The 24,048-nt window shown below is 45.2% G+C and carries 8 protein-coding genes; 4 read left to right on the forward strand and 4 right to left on the reverse strand.

The annotated features are described in order from the left end of the window. The first annotated feature begins 29 nt into the window (after positions 1–29). From QR42_RS01970 to QR42_RS01980, 3 genes are read left to right on the forward strand one after another with little or no spacing between them, the layout of a single operon-like run. A complete protein-coding gene (locus QR42_RS01970; RefSeq protein ID WP_039176440.1) occupies positions 30–10,163 on the forward strand; it encodes a non-ribosomal peptide synthetase in 10,134 nt (3,377 codons plus the stop codon). A gap of 13 nt (positions 10,164–10,176) precedes the next feature. Then, a complete protein-coding gene (locus QR42_RS01975; protein ID WP_039176443.1) occupies positions 10,177–18,372 on the forward strand; it encodes a non-ribosomal peptide synthetase in 8,196 nt (2,731 codons plus the stop codon). Between the two features lie 6 nt (positions 18,373–18,378). Then, positions 18,379–19,119 (forward strand): thioesterase II family protein, encoded by a 741-nt coding sequence (locus QR42_RS01980; RefSeq protein ID WP_039176446.1) that lies wholly within the window; start codon positions 18,379–18,381, stop codon positions 19,117–19,119. Between the two features lie 36 nt (positions 19,120–19,155). Here QR42_RS01980 and QR42_RS01985 read toward each other — a convergent pair whose 3' ends face one another. Next, positions 19,156–20,070 carry a DMT family transporter gene (locus QR42_RS01985; RefSeq protein ID WP_039176448.1) on the reverse strand — a complete coding sequence of 305 codons (915 nt, stop codon included), beginning with the start codon at positions 20,068–20,070 and terminating at the stop codon, positions 19,156–19,158. A 130-nt stretch (positions 20,071–20,200) separates the two neighbouring features. Here QR42_RS01985 and QR42_RS01990 point away from each other — a divergent pair, with 130 nt between their 5' ends. After that, positions 20,201–21,538, forward strand: coding sequence for an aminotransferase-like domain-containing protein (locus QR42_RS01990; RefSeq protein WP_039176451.1), 1,338 nt, complete (start codon positions 20,201–20,203; stop codon positions 21,536–21,538). Here the strand turns inward: QR42_RS01990 and QR42_RS01995 are convergent. The 3 genes from QR42_RS01995 to QR42_RS02005 all read right to left on the reverse strand — a co-directional run bounded on the left by QR42_RS01995 (position 21,535) and on the right by QR42_RS02005 (position 23,640). Then, a complete protein-coding gene (locus QR42_RS01995; protein ID WP_039176454.1) occupies positions 21,535–22,227 on the reverse strand; it encodes a 4'-phosphopantetheinyl transferase family protein in 693 nt (230 codons plus the stop codon). The two genes, QR42_RS01990 and QR42_RS01995, sit on opposite strands and share 4 nt — an antisense overlap. Positions 22,228–22,320: 93 nt before the next feature. Beyond that, positions 22,321–22,911: a hypothetical protein gene (locus tag QR42_RS02000; RefSeq protein ID WP_039176458.1), complete on the reverse strand. Its 591-nt coding sequence runs from the start codon at positions 22,909–22,911 to the stop codon at positions 22,321–22,323. 84 nt (positions 22,912–22,995) lie between these two features. Beyond that, positions 22,996–23,640, reverse strand: a complete 645-nt coding sequence (locus QR42_RS02005) for a YczE/YyaS/YitT family protein (protein WP_039182975.1) — start codon at positions 23,638–23,640, stop codon at positions 22,996–22,998. Positions 23,641–24,048: the final 408 nt, after the last annotated feature.

Raw genomic sequence — 24,048 nt, forward strand, 5'->3', positions numbered from 1 at the left:
CTGCCTGACAAAAAAGGAAAGGAACTCATATGAAACCATCAATTATAAATAAATCAAATGTACATGAATCAATGGATACGATTTTACAAGATGTACAGAGAACGATTTTACAAACCAACGAAATCGAACGCTTCGCTGTTTTTTCTCGTGAAAAAACCATTCGACCGCGGCCATATCACCTCTCTCATTTATTTCTCGACAATCACATGGAGCAGGAAGCCGCAGCTGAATCGATACAGACGCAAACGGCTTCCCCTGCTTTAGCGGACATGCCGCCCGCCCTTTCCTATGGAGGGGATCTAGATGTTAAGGCAGGAGCCCAAACCTTGCAGGACGCCTTAACAGAGGCGGCAAAAACGAAAAATGGTCTGACTTATATCGTCAATAGTGAAAATGAACTCACACAATCCTACGCGCAGTTAAAGGAGGACGCCGAGCGGGTTCTGACAGGTTTGAGGGCTTTAGGACTTGAACCGGGTGATCCTGTATTCTTTCAGTTTTCATCCAATCATGCGATGGTAACAGCCTTTTGGGCGTGTGTGTTGGGAGGATTTGTTCCAACACTAGTGTCCGCTGCACCGACCTATCGGGAAATGAATGCCTCTGTGAAGAAGCTTCATCATGCGTGGAACCTGCTGGAGCATCCGCTCATTTTAACAGATGACTCGCTGGTTGATGAGGTGCAAGGCTTAGCTTTATTGTGGCATACAGACAAGTTACGTGTCGCAGCCGTTGAGCCGATGCTTTCTTTAGAAAGAGATATAGAAGCTTATCCAGCGTCACCGGATGATTCAGTCTTTTTTATCTTAACGTCTGGAAGCACAGGGATGCCCAAATGCGTAGAACATTCTCATCGAAGCGTACTGGCGAATGTCAAAGGAACAGTGGCAGCCAACGGGTTTACACAAAAGGATGTGTCGTTAGACTGGATGCCCTTAGATCATATTGGCGGTATTGTGATGTTTCACCTTGTCAATGTGTACACGGGCTGTGAGCAGGTTCGGGCAAGAACAGATGATTTTATCGCTCAGCCGCTGCGCTGGCTTGACTGGATGGACCGCTACCGTGCAACGAAGACATGGGCGCCTAACTTCGCATTTGCGATGATCAATGATTATGAGAAAGACATCTCGTCAGGATCTTGGGATCTTTCTGCTATGACCTGTATGATCAATGGGGCAGAAGCGGTCGTACCGAAGACGATTCACCGATTTTTACACTTGCTGGCTCCGCACGGCTTAAAGGGAGACGTCATTAGACCGGCATTCGGCATGTCTGAAATCTCTTCAGCCGTTGTCTTCTCTTTTGCGATAGAGCGGGGAGATGAAAGCAGCGGGGTTCTAACCTTTGAGGAAACATCACTCACAGAGCAGCTAAGACCAGCGGAGGCACGGGAGACAGGAACCGTCAGCTTTACAGAGCTGGGAAGACCAATTCCGGGTATTACGATTCGTATCGTTAACCATCAGCATGAGCTTCTTCCCGAAGATCATATTGGCAGTGTGCAAATTAAAGGGCCGACGACAATGAAGGGCTATTACAAGAATGACGAAGCGAATCAAGAAGTTTTTCAAACAGACGGCTGGTTCCACACGGGGGATTTAGGTTTCCTGCACGAAGGAAGGCTGACATTAACCGGTAGAGAAAAAGACATGATCATCATCAACGGGAAAAATTATCACAACTATGAAATTGAAGTCATTACAGAGGAAGTACCCGGCGTCGAAACGAGCTTTGTCGCCGCTTGTTCCGCTCGGATGGAAGCATCTGCATCCGACGAGCTGATTCTCTTTTTTACACCGAAGCTGTATGAACCTTCTTATATCATGAGGGCAAGTCAAAATATCAAATCCCATATTGCAACAAAAATGGGGATATCTGCATCGCGCGTGATCCCTGTCCAGAAGCATGCCTTTCCGAAAACAAGCTCTGGAAAAATAGAGAGGGCACAGCTCAAGAAGCGATGGCAGGAAGGCGAATTCGATGAAATCATCAAGGAGCTGGACATCAGACTTGAAAATGAACACACCTTGCCTGATTGGAGTTTACAAAAGAAGTGGATACCTGCTCCGCTCCATGAAGCTGAAACACAAACATTAGGGAACACGGTGATCTTTGCAGATACTTTAGGGCTGGCAGATCAATTGAGATCCCTTTCAAGCAATGAACAAACCTTTATTACGGTTGAACCGGGTCAAGCATTCACACAACTCACACATACACACTTCATCATCCACCCGAATCGGCCGTCTGACTACGAACAACTCTTTGAGACGCTCCGTTCGTATGGCGTTTCGGTGAAACAAATCTTTCACCTTTGGAACTACACAACTCAAGAAGACACACTTCATGCAGCGGCGGCAAAAGAAGCACAGAAGACTGGCAGCATGAGTGCATTATATGTAACAAAAGCGATCGCTGTCTATGAGGAACCGGTAGAGATCACCTTTGTCTCTGCTCATGCGATGAATTTACCGGAAGATCAAACACATGATGTGGAGAAAGCAACGACAGCAGGATTGATGACAGCTGTTCAGCATGAATGGCCGTTTATCAAGGTGCGGTGTCTTGATTTTTCTCTAGCAGAATCAGCTGCTGGTCGTTCTCATGCATCATCGATTATGACAGAGCTTACACATGACACAAGCCATCATATCGCCGCTTATCGCGAAGGTGTTCGTTATACTCCTCTTTTAACGCCGCTTCATCTGGAAAAAGAACAAAGGAGGAAGAAGCCGCCGTTTGAATCATCCGGGCTTTACGTGATAACAGGCGGGCTTGGCGGCATTGGGCGGTTGCTGAGTGAGCACCTGCTGACATCCTATCACGCGCATCTTGTGCTGGTTGGAAGAAAGGCGAGAGAGGCTTTATCTGTGGAGCAGCAAGACGTATTGATTTCACTTGAGAAATTAGCGGAAAAGCGCGGCGGCACAGTTCTTTATGAAAAGGTGGACATCACTGACGCAAAAGCCATAGAAGCCTTGATCTCAAAACAGGAGGCAGCTTTAGGCAAAAGGCTGCATGGCGTCATTCATTTCGCTGGCATCATTCAAGAAGAGCTGCTTCGTGACATGACGTCTGTGTCATTACATGCGATGTACGAAGCGAAGGTATATGGCACGATTGCGCTACATGAAGCAGCTTCTAAACGGCAGAATGTCTTATTCCTTTCTAGCTCGTCAGCTCGAACGTTAAAGGGCGGGATGACCGTTGGCGCTTATTGCGCGGCCAATGAGTTCGTTGAACAATTTGCTCATTATCAGAGGCTCACCTCTACAGTAAAGCCGTATTGCTTTAGCTTTAGTATGTGGGATGAGACGGGAATGAGTGAAGGCTCAATGATCAAAGGCATGCTAAAAGAAAGAGGCTACCTCCCGATTCCAAAGCGGGCAGGCATTCAAACAATGCTGGCATGCTTGATGACAGATACTCCTCTCATTTATATCGGGTTGGATCGATCGAAGCAGGATATTCAAGAAATGATACAGGGGGATATTCAAACAGAACAGGCCGTATATGTCTTTTTCAAGACTGATCAAACAACGGCTATTGAAGAAAGGCTGTATCAGTCCATTTATACGTGTATACAGTCTCGTCTATCTGGGGAATGTTCCGTACATCTCTATCCTGAAGAATACTGGAAAGAAACAGAGGATGGGATGCCGGACGAAGTGCATTTCAATGAATTAATAAAGGAAAGTGGACAGGGTTCAGAGGACAGAGCACCTCAAACTGAGACGGAAAAACTCTTGGCGCGCATTTGGTCCGAACTGCTTGATGTTTCAAACATCAGCTGTGGTGATCATTTCTTTCTACTCGGAGGTCATTCGCTCAAGGCAACGCAAATGCTGTCAGCTGTTAGGCAGAAAACGGGATTTGACGTGCCGCTCGCCGTTCTTTTTGAGCATACGAGACTTGGAGAGTTAGCTGACTGGATTGATTTAAATGCCAGAGCCGATGAAGCGATTCCGATACGGAAAATAGAAAAGGGGCAGGAGCTTCCAATGTCCTATGCTCAGCAAAGACAGTGGTTTCTCTATCAATTACAGCCCGATCTAGCATTATACAATAATACGATTTCCTTTCGGATGAATGGACCTTTAGATGTAAAGGTGCTTCAGCACAGCCTGCAGCAAATGGTGCAAAGGCATGAATCGCTCAGAACATCCTTTGCGATGAACGGCGATGAACCGGTACAGATCATACATGAGCATATGACTCTTCCAGCGCTTGAGGTGGTAGATGTATCAGAACTGGTATCACAGGAAGAAAAAGAACAAAAAGCGGCTGAATGGGCGAAAAGAGAAGCTGGCACACCTTTCCGCTTAGAGCAAGATGCACTTTTTCGCGCGAAATTAATTCGGCTGTCAGAAACAGATCATTTGCTGCTGATGTCCATTCACCACATCGTGTCAGATGGCTGGTCGATTGGCATTGCCGCAAGGGAGCTATCCGAATGGTATACAGCGATGATCGAGGGGAGGGAGCCTGATCTCTCACCACTGCCGATTCAATATGCAGATTACGCACTATGGCAGAAGGAGTATTTGACGGGAGAAACACTTCAGAAGCAGCTTTCCTATTGGAAGGAGCAATTTGCGGTACCTGTGGAAGAGTTGATGCTGCCGTATGACTACACGCGTCCGGCCGTTCAATCCTATAGGGGAAAAACGAAAAAATTCCGCTTGTCGAAGCCGTTATCTGAACAGCTGGCTGTTCTTTCTAAGAAAACAGACAGCACCCTTTATATGACATTACTTTCGGCTTTCTCTACCTTGCTGCATCGATTGTCTTCACAGGATGAGTTTGTCATTGGATCCGTCATTGCCGGGAGAAATCGGACGGAGATGGAGCAGCTCATCGGATTTTTCGTGAATACGCTGGCACTTCGAATCGATCATAGCGGGAATCCGGCTTTCACAGAGCTATTAGAGCGAGTGAAGGAAACAACAATGGGCGCCTATGCACATCAGGATGTGCCGTTTGAGATGGTCGTAGATGAACTGAATATTGTTCGTGAGGCTGGGAAGCAGCCGCTGTTTCAGGTCATGTTCGTTCTGCAAAACCTGCCTCTTGAAGCTTCACCGATGGGTGAGGCGACATCCGTTTTAGCCATTGAAGATAACGATACGGCCAAGTTTGATCTATCCCTGTTTGTTTTTGAAGGGGCGGAAGGTCTTCAATTAAAACTAGAGTATGATGCAGACTTATTTTCTGACGACACGATGGAACGGTTCCTTCGTTACTACAAACAGCTGCTTATGTGTATTTGTGAAAATCCAGCACAGCCGATCAGACAAATGAATTATCTGCCAGAGAAAGAGAAGCAGCAGCTGCTCTATGAATGGAGCGGAAAAACAGAACAACCAGCAGGCCCGCTTCTCATCACAGAACGGTTTGAAGCACAGGTGAAAAAGACACCTCATGCGATCGCCCTCGAATCTGGGGAAGACCAGTGGACGTATCAGGAGTTACAAGAAAAAGTCGATCGGCTTGCCGCTTATCTGCAGCAGCGAGGAGTGAAGCCGCATGAACCAGTAGGGCTGCTGATCGACAGGTCGCCTGAAATGATTTTTGGGGTGCTGGCGATTGTGAAAGCAGGCGGGGCCTATGTCCCAATTGATCCTGAATATCCAGATGCACGAATTGATTATATGCTGAGGGATACAGGTATTCAGCTGTTACTAACAAAAAATGAATGGCTGAAACAAGTCTCAATCAGTCAAACCGAGCTCATTTGTCTTGATCAGGGATATGAAGAGTTTTTATCAGAGGGAGAACTCAAACCTGCTGCCTTAAAACCTGATGGACTCGCTTATATCAATTACACATCAGGGTCAACTGGACAGCCAAAAGGGGTTTTGATTCCGCATGAAGCGGTCATCCGGCTTGTATGTGAAACAGATTATGTCACCCTTGACGAACATACGCGTATTTTACAAATCGCTAGCTTTTCCTTTGATGCCTTTACGTATGAAATATGGGGAGCCCTGCTCAACGGAGGAAGGCTGATACTGACCGATCGAAATACGATTTTATCAATGGATACGCTGGCTGACACGCTGACATCTTACAAGATCACAACAGGATTTCTGACAGTGCCGCTGTTTAACCGATTAACAGAGGAACATCCAGAAGCTTTATCTGGATTCAATGCCTTATTGGTCGGTGGTGATGCTTTGTCAGCTGCTCATATCCGTAAAGCGCTGCCGTATTTACCTGAAGGCCTTTTAAACGGCTATGGACCAACTGAGAATACGACGTTCTCCTGTGTGCATCACATTCGGGCAGTGGATGAGGGGCAGGTGGCGGTTCCTATCGGTCAGCCAATTGCGTATTCACAAGCTTATGTACTAGACGACCAGCTGCAGCCGGTTCCACAAGGTGTCATTGGAGAGATCTATGTAGGCGGTACAGGGCTTGCACTCGGTTACCTTGGAGATGAAGAAAAAACATCACAATCATTTATCCCGCATCCTTTCCAAGAAGGAGCGCGTTTATATAAAACTGGCGATCTGGGCCGCTGGCTGCCAAACGGCATCATCGACTGCCTAGGAAGAATCGATCATCAGGTGAAAATTCGCGGACACCGCGTCGAATGCGGGGAAATTGAAGCCGCTATGCTGCGCTTTGAAGACATCATAGAATGTGCAGTCATTCCGCATCAGCATGAGAGTGGCCACAAGCGGTTGATCGGTTATTTTGTCCAAAAGGGCAGCGTGACCACGCAAGACATTCGCCATCAATTAAAAGAAATACTGCCAGATTATATGGTGCCAAGCCTATTAATAGAGCTGGAGGAACTCCCGCTCACGGCAAATGGCAAGGTAGACCAAAAACGTCTCCCGCCGCCAGAGTGGAGACAGGAAGAAGTGGACAAACCGGCTGACAAGGCACTCAGTGAGGAAGAACGTGTACTGGAAAAAGTGTGGACTCAGCTGCTCGGCACTCCTTCGATTGGCGTACATGATAACTACTTTGAGCTTGGCGGAGATTCGATTATTGTCATACAAATGGTGGCGCGCTTAGCACAGGAAGGCTACGTCATTCAGCCGAGAGATGTATTTGAAAAACAGACGATTTCACAGCTGGCACTTGCTATGAAAAAGTCAGATGCTGCTGCGTTCTATGATCAGTCGCCTGTCACAGGAGCAGTTCGTCTACTTCCGATCCAATCATGGTTCTTTGAGCAATCATTGATAAACCAAGATTACTGGAATTTATCTGCCCATATGGAATTCAAGCAATCCATACAGCTCAAGCAGCTGACACAGGTTCTCTCAAAAATTGTCGATCATCACGATATGCTGAGAGCGATTTATACAAAAGCAGCAGATGGCTCGTGGATTCAAACCATTCGTGCGCCTGGCATCACGCCTTGTGTCACCTTCTTTGATCTAACGAGTGTTTCTCAAGAGGAAGCGCTGGAACAAATCCGTATGGAGACCGCCGCTTGTCAAGGAACGTTGTCATTAGAGCGAGGGGAAGTCATCAAAGCCGTTCTTTTTCACATAAGTGATGGTATGTCTGAACTCTTTATCGCTGCCCATCATCTTGTGATGGATGGAATCTCATGGCGCATCATACAGGAAGACCTATTAAATGGACTGAAGCAGCTTGCGGCAGGGCAGGAAATCGCGCTTGCAAAGAAAACTGCGTCCTATCAGCAGTGGGCAGAGGCTCTTTATGAATATGCACAAACCGATCAATTACAAGAGCAGGTTCCTTTTTGGCAAAATATCATCAGTCAAGAGGAAGAGGGTTCTCCTTTTCAAACACCTGCGCTTTTCAATATAGAAGAACATGCAGAGATCCTGTCTATTCAATTGACGAAGGATCAAACAGATATTTTACTAAGACAGGCATCTCAAGCGTACCGAACAGAGGTAAACGATTTACTTTTATCAGGACTCACGCAAGCCGTTGGAAAGCCACTACTTATTACGTTAGAAGGGCACGGACGCGAGGATTTATTTGAACAAATGGATTTGTCACGAACAGTCGGATGGTTTACAAGCTCTTATCCTATTTTTATTCCTTTTATTCAAACCGATGTTGAGAGACAAATCAAAGATGTCAAAGAAACCTTAAGAGCTGTGCCGCAAAAGGGAATCGGCTATGGCTTGCTTCAATACATGACAGCAACTCGTTTACTCAAAAAGGCAGCGCCGCAGATGAGCTTTAATTACCTTGGACAGTTAGATCAAATAGACGGTGAGACACACCTTTATATAGCTGATGAACGAAATGGACATGTACATGATCCAAAAGCAGAAAGACAGCATTTGATCGATGTGTACGGATATGTTGTGAACGGTCAGCTTCAGATGAATTTTATGATCAATCGTGAACTGCTTCAGTATGAAGAGGTGCGTCTGTTACCTGAACGGTTCAAAGAAAAAATGGAGGATATTCTGACGCATTGTGTAGAGACAAAAGGCGGTTTTACGCCATCTGATTTTCCAATGGTTCAGCTGACGCAAAAGCAAATCGATGATCTCCCAGACAATGTAGTGGATGTGTATCCACTATCTCCAATGCAGCAAGGGATGCTGTTTCATGCTTTATTAGATCAAGCGTCACAGGCGTATTTTGGTCAAGTGCATATGACGCTCGAAGGCTTAACGGACGGTGCAGCCTATGAAAAAGCCTGGAATCTGCTTGTGGAACGTCATTCGATTTTGCGGACAACATTTGCTTGGGAAGGGCTAAAGGAGCCTGTTCAGTTGATTCAATCAGAAGGAAGCATTCACCTCACTCAGCACGATGTGCGCCACCTGAGTGAAACGGATCAGAAGGAAGCCATCGAGCAATATTTGCAAACAGATCGTTTAAAGGATTTCAAACTAGAAGATACGGATGAACCGCTGATTCGTATTGCTTTATTCCATCGTGATGAAAACACATGCACGTTTGTTTTTAGCTTTCATCATATTTTAATCGATGGTTGGAGCTTGTTCAGCTTTATTGAAGAATCCTTTTCTTTGTACCGCTCTCTTGTGGATGAACGGGAGTTGGATCTTCCTGCTGTCCGTCCATATAAAGATTTTATCGAGTGGCTGCAAAAGCAGGATCAAGAGAAGGCGCTAGCGTTCTGGAAACATTATATGTCAGGAGTAGAGGAGGCCACGCCGCTTCCAGGAGACGATGGGCATGCTTCAGATGAAGATGCAGGTGTTGATCAGCTAAGTATCAAACTAACGCCCGAGATGCAGGAGAAACTCGAAAAGATGACAGGCAAGCAGAAGGTGACAATGAGCACCCTGATTCAGACAGCATGGGGGCTGCTTTTGCATCTTCATTCAGGATCTGATGATGTCATGTTCGGCGTGACAGTATCAGGACGGCCGGCGGATTTACCACAGGTTGAAAGCATGACAGGGCTCTTTATTAACACATTGCCGCTCCGTTTGCCGATCACGCCAGAGTGGACCATTTCCAAGCTGCTGGCACATACGCAGGAAACAGTTTTTCAGATGCGGGAATTCGAATATACCGTACTGCCAGATATTCAGCAGCTGACCCACATCCCGAATGGAGATTCATTGTTTAACAGCATTGTCGTGTTTGAAAACTATCCGATTGAATCTATCGAGCCATACGGAGTACGCATTGTAGACATTGCGAGTCATGAAGAAACGAACTATGACCTGACCCTTGTGGCAGTTCCGGGAGATACGCTGGAGCTTCGGGTCACATATCGCCTCAATCAATATACAGAAAAGCAAATACAATCGTTGATGCAGCAGCTGATCCACACACTTGAAGCGATGACAGAACAAATGGAGACACCCCTTTCTTCCTTCACAATCGTGACGAATGAAGAAAAAGAGCGGATAATCACCGATTGGGCGAAAAACGCACAAGTCAGTGTGCTGTACCCAGATCAAGAAGAGGTCTATTCAGGTGTGCATGATCCTTCCTGTGAGACGGAAATATATGTCCTGAGCGAAGAGCATCAGCTCATGCCGATAGGATTCCCTGGAGATATTTTTATCGGCGCAAAGGATATCAAAGCACTTTGCGGGGAGCTTGCCGATTGGATGGAGACGCATAAAATTCCGCATCCATTCAAACATCAAACTGGCGAATACCTCTATCCGACAGGGGATGTCGGCGTTTGGACTGAAAAAAATAAGATTCAGATTTTGGATTGGATGTAGGAGGAGAAGAACGATGTTAGTGAGTAGACGAAAAGGACATGCAGCAAATCATATCGTCAGAATCAACGGAAAACGGATGGATCTCAAAGCATTAGAGCAAGTCATGATGCTTCATTTTCCGCTTAAGGAATGTGCCATCATTCCGAAGAAAAATCAAGAAGGCAGTCTATCGCTTGTGCTATTTGCACAGGCGAAGGACCCTTCGCTGACAAGGGAGGACCTGATGAAAGGTCCACTTCACCCTCATGAAGTGCCAGCTGCTCTCATCTTATTACCTTCTTTGCCAAAGACAGAAAGTGGAGCAGTCGATACAGAGGCACTGCTGTCAATTGAAATCATAGATCAAGAGGAATTAAGAAAGATAGAAGAGCGCACCAAAGCTATAGATGGAGTAGAGGAAGCGGCCGCTTTCATTGAAAGTCAGTCAGAAAAACAAACGCCCTATCACTTAGATGATCTGTTTCCTAATCGACAGCGTACTCAAGGGAACGGATCGCTTTCGAAAAATGAAGCGAGCGAGACAAAGCAATCATCTGTACATGAGAAGCCGCCCGCACTTGTGTATGGCGGAGATGTGATCAAAAAGCCAGGCACACCTGTCACACTGACAGAGGTGCTGATTCGAGCAGCTTTTATGTCACCAGACCGCGGGGTGACTTATTTGAAAGAAGACGGGCGTACGTTGACCCAAACCTATCCTGAATTACTAACAAGCGCTGAACGGGTTCTGTCTGGTTTAAGGGCAGCAGGACTGACAAACGGTGATCAAGTGTTACTTCAATTGAAAGATCATCAAGATTTTATCACGGTGTTCTGGGGCTGTATTCTCGGAGGAATTATTCCGACCCCGGTCTCTGTGCCGCCTGTTTATGATGAAATGAATCAAGGTGTGAATAAGCTGAAGGGCGTGTTTCAGCTGCAAAATGAACCTTTCATTATTACGAATGAAGCAAGTGCTGAGGACATTGCTGGGCTGCGTGAGACATTTGAAGCAAAGACCATGCCTATCTTAACAATTGAAACATTGCTGGCGTATGAACCAGATGAACAGCATTATGAGCCGGAGCCGGATGAGCCTGTGCTGCAGCTGCTGTCTTCAGGAAGTACGGGTGTGCCAAAGTGTATCCGTCATCATCATCAAAGCATTTTATCTAGAATTATTGCTTTTGAGCAGGTAAACGGCTTTACACATGAGGATGTGTCACTTAACTGGATGCCACTTGATCATGTTGGTGGAATTGTCATGTTTCATGTACATGACGTCTACCTTGGCTGCCAGCAGATTAGTCCATCCATCGATCAATTTATCGAGCGGCCGATGGTGTGGCTGGATTGGATAGAAACATACGGTGTGACAAGAACATGGGCGCCAAACTTTGCTTTTGCCATGATGAATGAATATGAGGAGGACATTCGTAAAGGGAGCTGGGACCTGTCTACTCTGACTTATATCATGAATGCAGCCGAAGCAGTTGTCCCGAAAGTCACACAGCGTTTCATGCACATCATGGGTCAGCACAGATTAAGCCGTCATGCGATGGTACCTGCTTACGGCATGTCAGAAACATCCTCAGCCATTGTTCAGTCAAAGAAATTTATGCGGAACGGTGAACAGGATGGGCAGCTGACGATTGATCAAAATTCATTAACAAGTGAGATCGAATATGTGACGCACGATCATCCGAACAAGATGACGTTTACAGAAGTCGGCACACCGATTCCGTCTGTATGGATTCGAATTGTAGATGAGCATCACGAGGTGCTGCCAGAAGATCAGGTTGGGCGCTTGCAGGTGAAGAGCCCAACAATTATGATGGGCTACTATCAAAATGAGGAAGCCAATCAAGAAGTATTTGCGGAAAACGGCTGGTTTCACACGGGGGATTTAGGCTTTATTCACGAAGGGCGTCTCGTTCTGACAGGTCGAGAAAAAGACATCATTGTCATCAACGGCGCTAACTATTTGAATTACGAAATTGAAGCCGTTGTAGAAGAGGTGGACGGGGTTGAAGTCACCTTTGCTGCTGCGTACGGCATTTATAATCCCGAATCAAGCAACGACACGCTTGCCGTCTTTTTTGTGTCACAAAGGGATTCAATAGAGGAACAAATCACGATGATTCAACAGATTAGAGAGGCCATCATTCGAAAAATCGGCATAGAGCCTGATCACATCATTCCGGTGAAAAAAGATCAATTTCCGAAAACGGAGAGTGGGAAAATCCAGCGTGCCCAGTTAGGCGCAGCACTAAAAGATGGAGCCTTCCGTGACATTGAACAGGCACTGGATCTTGCTTCTGAAAATGAACAAACACTCCCAGATTGGTTTTTTAAACGCATTTGGGCTAAGGAGAATATCGGTCCAACTCAGTCTTTTGCTGACCATGTACTCGTTTTCGAGGATGAAAAAGGACTTTATCAATCGCTTTACGTCCAATTTGAGCAAAAGAATCAGCCATATATTTCTGTGAGAAAAGGGCATGAATTTTTGCGTCTGTCTAAAGGGATGTATCAGATAAACCCGAGAATCAAGGGAGATTACGTCAGGCTCATTGCAGCACTTGAAGCAGATGAACTAAAGACCGGGCGCATGCTCCATCTGTGGAATGTGTCAGACAAAGAAGACATCGTTGATCCTGCGCATTTCAAAGAGCTGCATGCCAGCACCAATCAATCCATTTTGTACTTGTATCAAGCATTGAGACAAGCAAATAAAGAGCCCATCCGTTTTGTCGTTGTGACAAAAGGTGGACAATTTGTGCAGCCTGAAGACGATCTTCATGTGGAGAAAACGCCGCTTGTAGGTCTATTAAAAACCATTCCGCAAGAATGGGAAGGAGCAGAGGTGTCTCATCTTGATATTGAAGCGGAGAATGTAGAACAGGATGCCAAGCATATTGCGGATGAATTGTCTGCTATCCATATAAAAGCAGAAGTGTCTTACCGAAATGGGGACAGGTTCGTACCAAAGCTGGAAAAAGTTAATATGATGGAAGCACCTCAAACAGAAGGGTTTTTAGAATATGAAGGTCTTTATTTATTGACTGGAGGACTTGGCGGGATTGGGTTTGAGCTGTCTAAGCAGATGCTCCAATTTGGCTTAAAGCTCGTCTTAATTGGACGGACATCTCTGGAAGGCAGCTTGGAAAAGAAAGAAGCCTTCTCACAGTTAAAAGGTTTTGGTGACGTCATTTATGTCCAAGCGGATGTGACCAACTTATGTGACGTCGAACAGGCGATTTATGAAGCAGAAAAGCATTTTGTACAATCGATCCGAGGTGTGCTGCATTTGGCCGGTGCTGGCAATGTGTCTGAGCATTTTCAGCAGGCGGACAAGTATACACTGGCTCATACGTCAGAAGAGGATTTCACCAAAGAAATGTCAGGGAAAGCAGACGGGGCATGGGTGCTGCAGGAAGCCTTTAAGTATGATCAGACAGTACCGCTTGTCTTTTTTGGATCGGTCAATGGCTTTTTTGGCGGCACGACATTTGGGGCATACTCTGCGGCCAACAGCTTTTTAGATGGACTCGCCCACGCTCTCAACTTTCAACAAGGAAGACGAGCGATTTCTTTGAACTTCAGTATGTGGGATAATCTCGGTTTGTCTAAGGGGCATACAGGAGCAGCTCTCACCGTTCGCAAGGGATTTCAATTGATTGGAAAGAAGCAAGGTCTCCATTCATTATGTCTAGGTGTTCGGCTGAATGAAGCGCATCTATTTATCGGATTGGATGGAGCAAACCCAGACATCGCCGGGTATCTTCAGCCAGCTCCAATACCGGTCTTTGAGAAAAAGCTTTTTTACACTGTTCAGCCTGGCAAAGAAGTGCATGTTGAAGAGATCAAGAGCGTCGCAGAAGGCAAATGGGACATTCAGCAAGTACAGGAAATACCGAAAAAACAAGATGGCTCTATTGATCATGAAGCTCTCAAATTGAATCATGACAAAAACGTACTAAGCCTTGAAAAGCAATTGCCAGAAACGAAGACAGAGCAGGTTCTTGCCGCCATCTGGGAGGATATTTTAGATGTAGATCGCGTGTACAAAGAGGATCAATTCTTCGATCTTGGCGGACATTCACTAAAAGCGACTCAAACCATTTCTCGGATCAATCATGAATTTTCAATGAAGGCGCCTTTAAAAATATTATTTGAAAGCACACATTTGGCACATCTGGCGCAAATGATTGATGACATCAAAGGGGCGCCAGCCGTTCAGGAAGCCAAAATTCCAAAGCTTGAAAAGAAAACAAGCTATGAGCTGTCACATGCCCAGAAGCGCATTTGGTTCTTATCCACATTAGAAAAGAGCCATCATTACAATATATTAGGTGCTTGGAAGCTGACAGGATCATTACACATTCAAGCATTAACAAAAGCGATTGGCCTTTTAACAAAGCGGCATGAAGCACTTCGGGCAACATTCGAATCACTTGGCGGCAAGCCGGTCCAACTCATTCGAGAAGACCTTCCGCCATCTGTGACTGTGGCAAATTTCTCGTTATTTAATGAAAAAACAAGAGCGAGAAGACTGAAGCAGCTCATTCAGCAAGAGGCAGAACGCGTCTATGATTTAGAAAGAGGGCCTCTTGCGCAGTGGACGATAGTAGATATGGGGAAGGAGGAGTATTATCTCCTTTGCGCGCAGCATCACATCATTTCAGATGCATGGTCACTCAGCCTGCTCATTCAGGAATTAGAAGTGGCATATGACGCACTGCTTGCAGATGAAACGCCGCAGCTCCCAGCCTTAGAAATCGAATGGACAGATTATGTACATTGGGAAAATGAACAATTAAAGCATCATCAAGCAGACAAAACCTATTGGCTCAATACGTTACAAGGTGAACTTCCAGTGCTGGATCTGCCGTTTGACCGCCCTCGTCCGCCGGTTCAAACATTTAACGGTGCTACAGAGCAAATCGTATTGGATGAACCGCTTATCCGCCGCTTGCAGGCTTTGTCTAAGCAGCAGGGCACGACACTGTTCATGACGATGCTGTCTGCGTACTACGTCCTGCTTCACAAGCTGTCCGGACAGACAGATATCATTGTTGGATCGCCTATTGCAGGCCGGGATGCCAAGCAATCAGAGCAGCTCGTTGGGATGTTTGTGAATACACTTGCGCTGAGACAGGAAGTCTCAACAGCAGAGACGTTCGCCGATCTCTTGGAAAACGTGAAAGAGATGACCTTAAAAGCGTTTGAACATCAGCATTATCCATTTGATAAGCTTGTCGATGACCTTTCGTTAGATCGAGATTTAAGCCGGTCACCTATTTTTCAGGCGGCCATGGGGTATGTCACCAATTCGCTTGATGTAAACCTAAAAGGGCTGACAAGTGAACATGTGGTGGTTCATCATACAGTATCTAAATTTGATCTCACCCTGCATGTATTTGAACAGGAAGAGCAGCTGTCGATTCATGTGGAATACAATACGGATTTATTTGATCAAGAGACCATCCAACGTTATATGAACTATTATCTCCATTTGTTAGATGGCATGACGGCTCAGCCTGAGCGTACATTTGCTGATTATTGCTTAATGGACAAAGCGGAACAGGCGGCGATGATTATAGGGAAAAATCAAACGGAAACGCCTTATCCAAAGCGTACGCTTCAAGAACTGTTTGAAGAGCAGGTGCAGCGTGATCCGCATCGTATTGCCTTGTCCTATATGGATGAGCACATGACGTATGAAGCCTTGGATGAGGAGGCGACAAAGCTTGCTGCTTACTTGCAGTCAAAAGGAATTGGACCAGGCTCCCTTGTACCGATGCTATTTGATCGCTCCTTTGACATGATTGTTTCGGTCCTAGGAATCGTCAAATCTGGTGCTGCGTATGTTCCGATGTCACCTGAATATCCTGATGCACGCATCCGTCTCATCGTTCGTGATACGCAAAGCGATGTGATCATCACCCAGTCTCATCTTGCAGATCGTCTAGTAGACTTTACAGGTACAAAGATTGTCATGGACAAGCCAATACCAGAAACAAATGCAGTGTATCAAAGAGAAGCATCGATCATAGGGGAAGACCAGATAGCCTATGTCAACTACACATCAGGCTCAACAGGTACACCAAAAGGCGTGATGCTCCCTCATGCAGGAGTTGTCCGCTTGGTTAGAGAAACAAATTATATAAAGCTCGGTCCAGATGACAAAATGCTTCAGCTCTCAAACTATGCTTTTGATGCCTTTACATTTGAATTATGGGGAATGCTGCTGAATGGCGGTCAGCTGATTCTGCTCCCAAAATATGCAGCACTGAATATGGACGAATTAACGCAGTTCATCAAAACGCATCAAGTCACAGCCAACTGTCTGCCAACCGCTTTATTTAATCGATTGGTGGAGCATGATCCAAAAAGTGTGGCAGGCTACCGCACATTACTCGTTGGCGGGGAAGCCATGTCTAGTGAGCATGCACGAAAGGCACTGCCGCATATGGAAGGTGTGCTTGTCAATGCTTACGGTCCAACAGAAAACACGACTTTAGCCACCACACATCAAGTCACACATGTGCCAGCAGGCGTAAAATCAGTTCCTATTGGTGTGCCAGTGTCGAACTCAACTGTCGTCATACTGGACGATGCGCTCAAACCAGTACCAGCAGGCGTCAAAGGAGAAATGTATATCGGCGGAACTGGCCTTGCTAAAGGCTACCTTCATGATCCAGAGCAGACAAAGGAGCGGTTTATTGACAATCCTTTCCCTGAACTAAAGGGAGACAAGCTGTATCGTTCAGGCGACCTTGGTACATGGCGTTCAGATGGCACCATTGAATATCTTGGCCGAAAAGATCATCTGGTGAAAATTAGAGGCTACCGAATCGAATGCGGAGAAATTGAGACAGCCCTGCTCAAGCATCCACAAGTCAAAGAATGTACAGTCATCGCCAAAACGTATGGCAGCTCAAAGCGGCTGGCGGCCTACCTTGTGACAGATGGAGAAAATCCTGTTCAGGGCTGGAAAGCCTTTTTGCAGGAAAGCCTGCCAGGCTATATGATTCCAAGTTACTTTGTCGTACTGGATGAAATGCCGGTGACAACGAACGGGAAGGTTGATCAAAAAACACTGCCAGAGCCAACAGAAACAATTTCCCTTTCCGATGATGAAGATAAACCGGTCACTGAAACGGAGGAGCGGATTGTCGCAGCTTTCAAGGAAGTGCTTGGTGTGAAACAAGTAGGTATGCATGACTCCTTCTTTGATCTGGGCGGCGATTCCATCATGAGTATTCAGGCTGTCGCCAAATTAAAAGAAAAAGGTGTTCGTGTTGATCCAAAATGGATTTTCATGCACCCGGCGCCTGCTCAGTTAGCCGCACATTTAGATTCAGTGCCAGAAGCTGCTGAGAACGTCGAAAGGTCTCCGAAGGACTACGTGATTGAGCTGAAAAAAGGTGATCCAGCCGAACCGAGAATATTCTTTGCGCCGCCTGCTGGTGGAACGGTGATGGGCTATATTGATGTTGCTAAGCTTATGACACATCAAGGAGCTGTGTACGCTTTGCAGTCTCCTGGCTTATATGAGGATGAAGAGCCGCAATTTCTCCATTATACGGAGCTTGTGACCCTTTTTATTGAAGCCATTGAAACGTTCTACCGTCCGGGCATTGACTATGTCGCAGGGCATTCAATGGGCGGGCATCTTGCCTACGGAATGAATCAGCGGCTCTGCCATGCAGGGAAAGCACCGAAAGGACTCATCATTTTAGATACGGTCCCAGTGCTAAGAGATGAGGCAGATCAGGCACTTCATGCCGATATGAACGAAGAAGAAGTAAAAATGCTCGCACTTGTCCTTGGAATGGGGAATCTGGTCGGCATTCAGCCAGAAGCTTTACAAGGATTGAGTTTCCAAGAAGTAAAGCAGAAAATTCTCAAAGAGGCAGAAAAGGATGAAGTTGTTCATCAATTCATGAATGATCAATATTTAGATAAATATTTGCAAATGCAAACGCATAATACGATCATGTCACAAGCCATTGAATTAGAAAAAGAACCATTCCCTGTGCCATTTTATATTGTCCAAAGCAGTGATCACGCAAGCGATTTCCAGAAGAAGTTCGCAGACTGGGAGGCTTATACGAAAGAGTCGTGCTCGTATTACCACATCAAAGGCGACCATGTCACCATGATGAAAAGACCGCAGGCAGATGAACTGGCACGGATTCTTCAAACGATTATAAAGGGGTAAAGACGTATGAATCAGTTATTGAAAACCTTTGAAAAAAAATCAGATCTCATTCAGCTTATTTGTTTTCCTTTTGCCGGTGGATATTCCGCCTCATACCGTCCGCTCTTTGAACAGCTAAAAGACATGGCCGAAGTCACAGCAGCAGAGCCCCCAGGGCACGGCACCAATCTCATGCCGCTTGAATCAAGCATTGACCGGCTGGCAGAGCTGTATAAAGAAGGACTCACGGACAAATTGAACCGCCCATTTATTCTGTTCGGACATTCAATGGGAGGACTTGTGGTCTACAGACTAACCCAGCTGCTAGAAAAGGAAGGAATTTATCCCGCAGCAGTGGTGATCTCAGCCATTCAGCCCCCACAAACAAAACGGCAGATGCTGACGCATTTATCCAATGAAGCATTTGTACAGCATATTGCCGAAATGGGCGGGATTCCAAAGGAATTATTAGAGAACAAACCAATGATGGATTACTTTACACCGTCATTGCGTGCAGACTACCGGGCACTAGAAACCTTCCAGCACACAGATCAATCGATTATCGATACACCTGTTTATTTATTCAATGGGAAGCAAGATGAGAAATGCATGCAGGATGCAAGCGGCTGGCTAAAATGGGCTAAAACCATCGAACGCACCAATTTCGATGGAGGCCACATGTACATCAATACACATCTTGAGCAATTTGCAGAGCAGATGAGACATGTCATTGAGCTTGCAGCCAAGCAGCAATTGATCAGACATTAAAAAGAAAGCGGCTCTCTATAAAGAGGCCGCTTTTTCTTATGAATGCTGTTTCTTCACCACATTCCCGCCAATTACTCCGCCAATGACCAGCACCCCTCCGATGAGATGATACCAATCAATCGTTTCGTGTAAAATGAGAACCCCGGCGGCGACCGTGATAAACGCGGATAAATTGTTAAAGATGCTGACCTTTGCTGCTTCAAGCTGAGAAAGTGCATAGTTTGATAAATATGCCGTGAGAAGCGATGAAAGAATACCTAAAAAGAGCATCGACCATACAAAGGATGCTTCTGTAAATGGACTGAAAAACTCCGGCAATGAGCCATTGATCGAATGCCGGATAAGCGCGGCGGCATTGAAAAAGACAAAGCCAAAGAAGGTCATCACAAAGGTGAGTTCGATCACATGGAAGCGTTTTGTAATCACTCTGGCAAACACACTATATGCACTGGATGACAAGGCTGAAAGTAAAATCAGCACATAGCCGATGAAGTGAGAATGCTTGACATCAATTCCCTTCATGACAAAGAGAAGCATCACCCCGCACACAGAAAGAAAGGTAAACAGCACTTGTATCCATGTCGCACGTTCCTTTAAAAACCAGGCTGCCAGCAGCATCGTCAAAATAGGAATCGTTGCTTGAATGATGCCAGCCTCTGAAGAAGATGTATACATCAATCCCCACACTTGAAAAGCAAAGAACAAAACAGGATAAAGCAAGGAAAACGGTACGATATAAATGAGATCACGCCATTGAATGGATATGCGATTCTTCTTTCGTAAAAATGGATACAGCAATAGAGCGGCTGCAAAAGAAACAGTAAAGCGGTGTGCCAATAAATCGATTGGGTTTGCTGATTCTAATGCTATTTTGACAAACAAAAAGGAAAAACCAATGATAGAGGCGTATGCGATCGCGGCAGCATACGCTTTTTGTTTTGAAATATTCATAACGTGACTCCTTACATGAGCATGCATGCTTCAAATGAATTGACCGGTTCTGTTCTTCTATCGTAATCGGAACATCTAACGTGTACAATAAGAGAACATAATATCTGTACCGGTACAAGGAGGAAAAGGCGTGAGGAAATATGATCAGCTTGTCTTGAGTTTAAAAGAAAAAATGGATTCAGGTGAGTACAGCGCTGGAATGAAAATTCCCTCCATTCGCCACTTAGCGGCTCAATATGCAGTGAGTAAAAGCACTGTCATCAAAGCGCTAGACACATTGGAGCGTGAACATCTGCTGTATTCTGTAGAAAGAAGCGGCTATTATGTCGTGAAAACGAAGCAATCAGTTGGTAAGCAGGATGGCACATGGATTGATTTTGCTTCCTCTGCACCTGATCCCGTTGTGTTTCCGTATGTCGATTTTCAGCACTGCATCAACCAAGCAATCGATTTGTATCAAAATGACTTATTTATTTACGGCACAGCCAACGGCTTACCATCCCTGCTGCCAGTCATTTCAAAGCGATTAATGGATTATCAAGTGTTTGCTCATCCAGAACAGATTGTCATGACCTCTGGTATTCAGCTCGCGTTATCCATTTTAAGCACCATCCCTTTTCCGAATGGAAAACAAACTATACTTGTCGAACAGCCCGGTTATCACTTATATCTCCAATATTTAGAGAAAAATCAATTGCCTGTGCTCGGGATTCAGCGGACGGAAAAAGGGATCGATCTGATCGAATTAGAGCGTATCTTTCGAGAAGAGGAGATTCGTTTTTTCTATACGATGCCAAGATTTCAAAACCCGCTTGGAACGAGTTTATCAAAACGAGAAAAAAGAGCGATTGCAGCCCTTGCCGAGAAATATGATGTCTACATTGTTGAGGATGATTATATAGCAGATTTAGAATTCGACACAAAAAGAGACCCTATTTATTCATTCGATCAGGCAGGAAAGGTTATTTATTTGAAAAGCTTTTCGAAAATCATTTTTCCGGGGCTTCGAACAGGAGCGGTCGTCTTACCTGAAGAACTGATTGCTCCTTTTAGCGAACACAAACGGCTCATTGATATCGACAGCTCCATGCTGTCCCAAGCAGCTTTAGAAATATATTTAAAAAGCGGGATGTTTGAGCGGCATAGAGACAGGATGCGGGCGAGCTATCGAAACCGCTCCAAGCAGCTCGTGGCAAGTTTAAAAAATGATCAGGGCGCTTATCAGCTCGGAGAACAGGAGCCGGCTACCCATACACATGTACGTGTCGATCGGTCGATTCCTGTGAACCAGCTTATTCAGCAGCTGAAAAAGGCATCTGTTTCCATTCAGCCAATTGACCGTTATTACCTGTCGGCCTATCAAAAGGACCCCATTCTTCAGCTGAATATCTGGCAGGTGAAAGAAGAGCAGATCACACGCGGAGTCGATCTATTAAAGACGGTATTACAACAAAGCACGCGTTATTAAAGGCGGGACAGTATATCGCTGCAAGTGAGTCTCTCAACGCTTTCTGCCGCAGCAGGCTTTCGTGTGCATACCGCCATTTGGTAGGCAGGGTCAAGTGAATATGTTTGAACAAAGCAAGGCGCTTCATGATCAGGTAATGCAAGCGTCGCCTCTCCATCCTCTGACAGACGGGCTGTAAAAGACGAAAGCCCATAGGATAATCCTTTTCCAGTCAGCTTGATAAAGGCCTCCTTCATTGACCATAGATGAAAGAAATAGGCTTCCTGCCGTTCTGCCGGCTGTGAGAGTAAATCCTGATACTCATCCGCTGAAAAAAATCGTTTGGCAATCGCCAGATCAATAGGTTTGATTTCCTCAATATCAATGCCAACAGGTGCATCATCTACTGCACAAACGACCCAATTGCCAGAATGAGAAAGATTAAAATGAAAAGAAGGAAGATGCCGGACGACAGGCTTGCCGTTGCCCTCTGTTTCAAAAACGATTTGATCCATAGGTAGCTCGTACATATCATGGATCGTTTGACGAACCAGCACTTCACCTAATAAGGTTCTTCTTGCATCGATCAAAAAACGAAAGCGCTCAGCGGCAGCTCGCTTTTCAGATGACACAAAGGGTTTCAGACGCTCTATTTGTTGTCGTGCATTGATTTCATCTAAGTGCTGTAATTGGATAGCAAATATCTTCATAACGAACCTCTAATTTTTTACATTGATTGTACCATTGGAGAGCGCCGCGCAAAAGAGTCCATTAACGTAAAAAAGGCAGCGAGCCTCGCTGCTTTACGTCTGTTTCACGATGTGGACACCATTCGGATCAATTGTATTCATTTCATCAACATTCGTCATGTTCACGTCAAGCAAGGAAAGCCGTTCTCCTTTTTGCCAGTGAATGGGCTGATTCAAAGGTGATAGCAGCTGATCCACTTTAGGTGTCTGTGACAAATCAGGAACAGCAATTGTCATAGCATGCAGCGCATCGTTTCCATTTTCAATGACATCTGTACGGCGCTGTAATTCAAGCCTTAAACGAAGAGGTGTCGAAAGAAATGTTCTCCGTTCCCCAGCTTGGATTGGCCAGTTTAGTTCTTTAGCTTGTGCAAGCAGCTGATCATATTCTTCGTTTGAGACAAGAAAGCCGATGTGATCAAACAAGACTTTTTTACTATATCCGAATGTGATATTGATCTGACCTTTTCTCATTTCGATGATTCGAAAGGTCGGCTGCTTATCTCTAAAATCATCCCATGTGAGCGGGGGATGAAAGGAACCATCCTTTGTAAAACGGCCTTTAACCTCAAAGCCTAGCGAACGATATGTTTGTTCTGTCTCTTCAACAAATGGTGTCCAGTAATGATAGTGGAAAAGCTGCATGAGGTCTCCAACTCCTATGTGTGAATATTCTGTTTATTAATTTTAACACAAGAAAAGCCATTCTATGATAAGAATGGGTTACTTTCATCTTGTAAGGGTTTGAACAGGTTTCTCTGCTGTTTTTGTAATGAGCAGCTGCAGGAGCCGTGTCGATTGCGGCAAGGAGAAACGCAGGACAAGACCTGTGAAGATCGCAGTCAAAATCGTTCCAATGCCGATCGGTCCACCGAGCATCCATGCAAACAAAAGCACTGTTAACTCAATGCCATTTCGAACCCACTGAACGTTCAGCCCTGTTTTCGCTGAGATGAGCAGCATTAATGAGTCCCGTGGCCCAGCACCAAGATTGGCTGAGACATAAATGCCAACGCCGTATCCAGAAACTACAACACCCGTAATAAATACATATAAAGCCGGTAAATACCCATGTGGCGCAGGTAATATCGCATTAAAGAAATCAATAAACACGCCAATCAGCACCATATTAAGTAAAGCGCCGATCTTTGGAAATGATTTCGTAAAAACAGAAGTCAGTGTCACAATGAGTGCACCAATAATAATGGACCATTGCCCAATTGTGAGTCCAAAATGCTGAAACAGCCCGTAGTGGAAAGCGTCCCAAGGACCAATCCCAAGAATCTTCCCTTTCACTGTCAGCGATAGTCCAAAAGCTAGTACGATCAACCCAACAAAATAAAAAAACCACCGTAAAAGATGTTCCCGCTTCAAAAGCATTCCCTTCTTTCTTAAACACTCGATTTCCATCGTAACATACTCTCACACCCCTTTAAATGGCTTTGCTCAATTGTAATCGCTTACTCCAAAAAGAATTTTTTTGATTTGTAAAGGTTCAAAACATCAAAACAAACAGCAAGACTTTCGAATTGTTTTTTTTACCAAACCAAGCCATTAATTCCCTCCTTTTAAAAGAAAAAGAAAAAAATTCAATATATTTTGACAAAAAAATAATCTAAACCAATTAAAGAATAATTATCTTTAGATAGAAGAGATTGTATGTAAACTGTGCCATTAGACCTGTTGGAAAATACGGAGGTTTACGATAAAAAAAGATCATTTTATTGGAAAAAACATATGCAAATCAAACGTTGAGAGGCACCTGTTACTAAAGGTCTATTT

Source organism: Bacillus sp. WP8 (genome assembly GCF_000800825.1).
Lineage (GTDB): Bacteria > Bacillota > Bacilli > Bacillales > Bacillaceae > Bacillus > Bacillus safensis.